Below are 4,696 nucleotides of genomic sequence, written 5' to 3'. Positions count from 1 at the left end.
CACAGCGACCGAGCGCTGCGATCACCTCGCTGACGAGGCGCGGAGCGTACACCTGATGTTCCATCATCATGAAACCACTGTCGGACAGCGCGTGCCAATAGTCGATGAAAGCCTCGGTGGTGAACAGATAGTTCTCGGCCAGCGCGAAAGAGCCGGAGGCAAGCGCTGCCCACGTGTTCGAACTGAGCGAATAGATGATGTCAAATTTGCCCGTGAAGCGGCGCACGTAAGCGCGGGCATCTTCGGTGACAACTCTTACGCGCGGATCGCGATAGATGAATCCGGAGAATTCGGCGACACTCATCAGCGGCGGCACCGGCGTTGCAGCTTCGGTCGAATCGATGATAGCGGTTGAATCGGGGATGAGCGGCGCGCGCGCATAGCCGGCGGTGTCGGTGATGGTCATCATGTGATTGATGTAGCCGTTGATTTCGACGGCGTGGATTTCCGCCGCGCCCTCGACGAGCGCCTGAAAGACATCACTGCCGCCGCCAGAACCGAGGGAAAGGAAGACACAGGAGTCGAACTGATCAATCAGATAGGAAACATCGATGCCCCACTCAACCGAATCGGGATTGACGTCCGACCAATTGCCGTCGAAGCGGTACACCGGCGTGTTGGAGACGTTATCGATGTTGATGCCGCGCGCATCGGGAGCGTACTCGTAAACCTTGAGCTTTGACATGGCGTCCCAGTGCGTAAAGATCACCGGCGCACGTTCCTGGCGCTCCAGTCGCAGCCAGTCCTGCGCCCGGGGTGAGACGGCAATTGCACCCAGGGCCACGAGAATCGGGATCAACCTCCAGAAGCTTCGACTCATGATCATGGCCGCCAACAGCATCGGCAGGGCGACCAGAATTGCGGCAGCGGGTGTGCCCAGGGCATTCATAGCGACAATGGCCGCGAGCACGCCGATCCCGGCACCCAGCAGGTCAGCCATATACAGACGCGGCATCTCGGAGTGATTCGTCTTGAAAATCAATGAGAGGGCCAGGCCGCCGAAGAAGTAAGCGGACATCAGGATGAGAATCGTCAATGCCAGCTTGCCCACGGTCGCCCAATCGGTGAAGAGAGTCGCAAAATCGGGTGCGATGGTAAAGACCAAGGGCGGACCGATGATGGCGCAGACGGCCGCCAGGGTCAGATAGACGCCGATCAAACGAAACTGACTGAGCCGGGGCAGCAGGCGCAGAGCCAGACCACCCAGCCCCAGACCGAGAATCGCCAACGACAGGACGAGGAAGGCAAAAGTATAGAAGAACTCTGCCGAGAGGATTCGGGTCCAGGTGAGTTCAAGCGGGATCAGGGTCAATGAGATGAGGCCGACGACAAGATAGTAGCTCTTCTTCATGATGTAGTCCTCAAGTTGGAACTGCGGCGAAATGGTCTCTTAGAGAAAAACTACGGGTTTGGCACGACCAGGTTTTGTTTTTTTGGATCAATTTGTCGAGTTCTTGGCTGGTCCCATTGACGACGTCTTCCGCGCGTATTCGTACTGTTCGAGACTTGACGATCAGGAGTAGCAGTAAGTGACGGAACGAGCGAAAGCTTCGAAGAGTAGCGCGACGGCCAATCGCTATGTCGCCTTCCTGCGCGGCATCAATGTCGGCGGCAAGGTCATCATCAAGATGGATGCGCTGCGTGCGGTCCTGGCAGCCAACGGATTTGCCAACGTTAAGACGGTCCTGGCCAGCGGCAACGTGTTGTTTGACGCCAAACCTGCAGCGCCGACGAAGATTGCGGCTCACGTCGCATCGATCCTGGCGGAAAAGTTCGGGCGCAAGATCGGAGTCGTGGTACGGCCGTTGGCGGAGATTCAGAAGCTGGCGGCGGAGAATCCGTTTGCCGGAATCGAGCCGACGCCGCAGACGCGGCTATATGTGACGTTCCTGTCGGAGCAGCGCCCAGGGTCGTTGAAAACACCGTATAAGTCGTTGACGGGAGATTTCGTGATATTGCGGGCAACTGCGGACACGGTCTTCAGCGTGCTGACTTTATCTGAGCGGACTGGGACAACCGATGCGCTGAAGATCCTCGAAACCCAATTTGGGCGCGAGATCACGACCCGCAATTGGAACACGATTCAGAAGATCGTCAGTGCGTAATGGCGGCGCCGGCCGAGGCGGCATGCTGACCGGCGCCACAAGATTGGATCGGGTCCTAAGCACAGTGGGGCGCCGGACCGCCGGCGAAGATGTAGTTGATCAGATAGACGGCGTCCGATATGGAGATAGCACCGGAACCGTCGGCGTCGCCTTCGCAAACCGGATTGGGCGCCGGACCGCCGGCGAAGATGTAATTAATCAAGTACACAGCATCGGAAATCGAAAAGGCGCCGCTGCCGTCGGCATCGCCGCAGTTGCAGGGATTGGCCATGATGCCGTGCGGCCCGGGAGCAGTCGGTGCGACTCCGTGGCAGACTTCGCACTTTTTTAGCGTTCCGGCGAATCCTTGAAGAGCGATATTCTGAACATTGTCGCGATCTTTGCCGCTGGGGACGATGGCATGCGGTTCACCGTGGCAAGCGCTGCAGAACAGACCGCCGTGACCGCGCGACTGCCGAAATAGCTTGCCCGGTTCCTCTGCAAAGTTCGATCCGTGACAATTGGTCGCGCCGCAGGCGGGTTCCTGCAGCCACGGAATACGCCCTGAACTTATGCTCTCGCCAACCTGCGTCACACTTCCGTGGCAAGTCTGGCAGGTGAAGCCGTGTTTGACCTTCATAACATCGCGCAGGCATTGCGTGTTCGGACCCGGGTGGCATTTGTAACAATCATTCGTGTGCTCGCCATGCTGCTTGTGAATCGCTTCCGATAGCGACGGCAACCCCGGCTGACCGGGAGTCCCGAGGGCATTCGACGAATGACACGACGCGCAGAGAATCGGAGTATTGTTCGGATCGAACCCGCCTTCAGCGTCGTGCTGATTGAGAATCTGCGTTTCACTTCCGTGGCAACCAGAGCTCACGCAGTTGATCTCGTTGGAAACCGGCACCACTGGCGGGGCGGTGGCGACGAGTTGGTCGGATGCATCGTATAGCTTCAGAAGACCGAGCTGGAAAGCGTCCTCATGCACCAGATCGGCATCCTGATACGGCGTGATCGGAATTCCGGTAACAGCGAAGTAGTTCTCGGTGATCGTCATTTGCCCGGTAAGCCCGTTGCCGGTCAGGCCGATATTGTCGGGCAGACTGACGCCGAAAATCTGGTCTTCATAACTCCAGAAGTTGGTCTTGCCGACCGAGTAGGTGTTTCCGGGGATCTCATACGTAACGTGATACCCGGTCGTCAAAACCACCGGCAGATGGGTAGCATCACCGACTCTGATCACCTGGGCATGAACATTGTTGAACGGCGGTAAGACCACGAGCTTGGAGAAGTCCTGGTTACTACAGTGCATCCCAAGATCGTTCCAGCCGATAATGATGTGGATTTGAGCAGATAGTGGGTGTGACACTGCCAGCACAATCAAAATCAGCAGCGGAAAACGGAGTCTCCGACACATAGCGCATTTTCCTTTCCGATTGATTTTCTATAAAATGCGCAAATTAGTCGATGTTGTCAATCTACTAAATGGTGTTAGTGGAGTTCACTTTCGATATTTCACTTAGTGATCTTAACTTGATGGGAACGTGGCCGCCTCGAGCAACAAAATCCAACCGAATTGGGTCGGTGATCGACGATCTCAGCGGGGGGGATCCTGTCGTACCGATTTCCAATCATCAGTCTTCTTATAGTTGAACAGCAGCCAGAGGGGAATAGCCAGCCACTCGAGCAAGGCAACGGCAACTACTGACAGCAGGATGGCGCTTTTGGTGGGGAGCAAGACGAGCAGCGTGCCGCCCCACACGAGCAGGCCGATGGCAAAGATCGTCAGGGTAATGCGCACATGCTCAAGCGGATCAAAGCTCTTGAGGACAATGCGCACCAGCGTCGAGTAAGCCAGTAAGAGAATCCCGCAAACACGCAAAAGACTGACGGCGACGAAATAGACCTCGTCGCGGCTGACGCGGTCGGGGCGTTGGCCCATCGCGACGGCCGCGGTGTCGATGATTTGCGGCGCCATGATCAGGGCGAACACGCCGCAGGCGAACGCCAGCCAGGCGTTGAATTTGATCAGTTTGGACAGCACGGCATCAAGGTAGCGGCCGACAAGTTGTGACGCAAGTTACTTGGCATGGAAGCGCTGTATTTCTATAATGTACTATATATGGTCAAGATCACGGCGCTGACGCCGCAGAAAAACGATCCGCGGCGCTGGTCAATCTATCTTGACGGGCGCTTCTTCATCGGCTGCGCCGAGGAGCAATTGGCGGCGCTGGATTTGCATGTCGGCGACGAACTGGACGCAACGCGCCTGGAAGAAATTCGCGAAGCGTTGGGAATCGCCAAGGTGCGCGACGCCGCCTTGCGCTATTTGGCGCGCCGGAATCGCTCGGAACGCGAGATGCACGACTATCTGCGTCGCAAGAAGTTTGAAGAGCAGGAAATCGCCGCGACGATTGCCTGGCTGCGCGAGAAAGGCTATGTCAACGATCAACAGTTCGCCGAGGAATGGATCAAGACGCGCCAGCAATTGGCGCCACGCGGCAAGCAGCGGCTACTGATGGAATTGTACCAGAAAGGTATCGCGCGCGAGACGGCGGGGGAAGCGCTGAAGGAGAATGTCGCGGCGGAAGACGAGGCCGAGGCGGCCT

Annotated in this window: 5 protein-coding genes; 2 read left to right on the top strand and 3 right to left on the bottom strand. The window is 57.2% G+C overall.

Translation table 11 applies throughout. The annotated features are described in order from the left end of the window. On the bottom strand, nucleotides 1-1,351 hold a 1,351-nt coding region (locus IT585_14235), incomplete at its 3' end, for a hypothetical protein (protein MCC6964407.1). Between the two features lie 178 nt (nucleotides 1,352-1,529). Here IT585_14235 and IT585_14230 point away from each other — a divergent pair. Beyond that, a complete protein-coding gene (locus IT585_14230) occupies nucleotides 1,530-2,105 on the top strand; it encodes a DUF1697 domain-containing protein (protein MCC6964406.1) in 576 nt (191 codons plus the stop codon). A gap of 55 nt (nucleotides 2,106-2,160) precedes the next feature. Here IT585_14230 and IT585_14225 read toward each other — a convergent pair whose 3' ends face one another. Beyond that, the gene (locus IT585_14225; GenBank protein MCC6964405.1) at nucleotides 2,161-3,504 is read right to left on the bottom strand and encodes a hypothetical protein; all 1,344 of its coding nucleotides are present in this window, start codon (nucleotides 3,502-3,504) and stop codon (nucleotides 2,161-2,163) included. A 180-nt stretch (nucleotides 3,505-3,684) separates the two neighbouring features. After that, complete coding sequence (locus tag IT585_14220) at nucleotides 3,685-4,131, bottom strand: hypothetical protein (protein ID MCC6964404.1); 447 nt, start codon at nucleotides 4,129-4,131, stop codon at nucleotides 3,685-3,687. A 45-nt stretch (nucleotides 4,132-4,176) separates the two neighbouring features. Here IT585_14220 and IT585_14215 point away from each other — a divergent pair. After that, nucleotides 4,177-4,696: RecX family transcriptional regulator (locus IT585_14215; protein ID MCC6964403.1), on the top strand; the 520-nt coding region annotated here is incomplete at its 3' end.

The organism is Candidatus Zixiibacteriota bacterium, assembly GCA_020853795.1.
GTDB lineage: Bacteria > Zixibacteria > MSB-5A5 > CAIYYT01 > CAIYYT01 > JADJGC01.
Note: the sequence above shows the minus strand (reverse complement) of the source record. Positions and strands in the feature narration are given on the sequence as shown.

Bases quoted from the DNA above. Each gene is read 5' to 3' on its own strand.
- IT585_14225 (MCC6964405.1), bottom strand. From the start codon at position 3,504: ATGTGTCGGAGACTCCGTTTTCCGCTGCTGATTTTGATTGTGCTGGCA.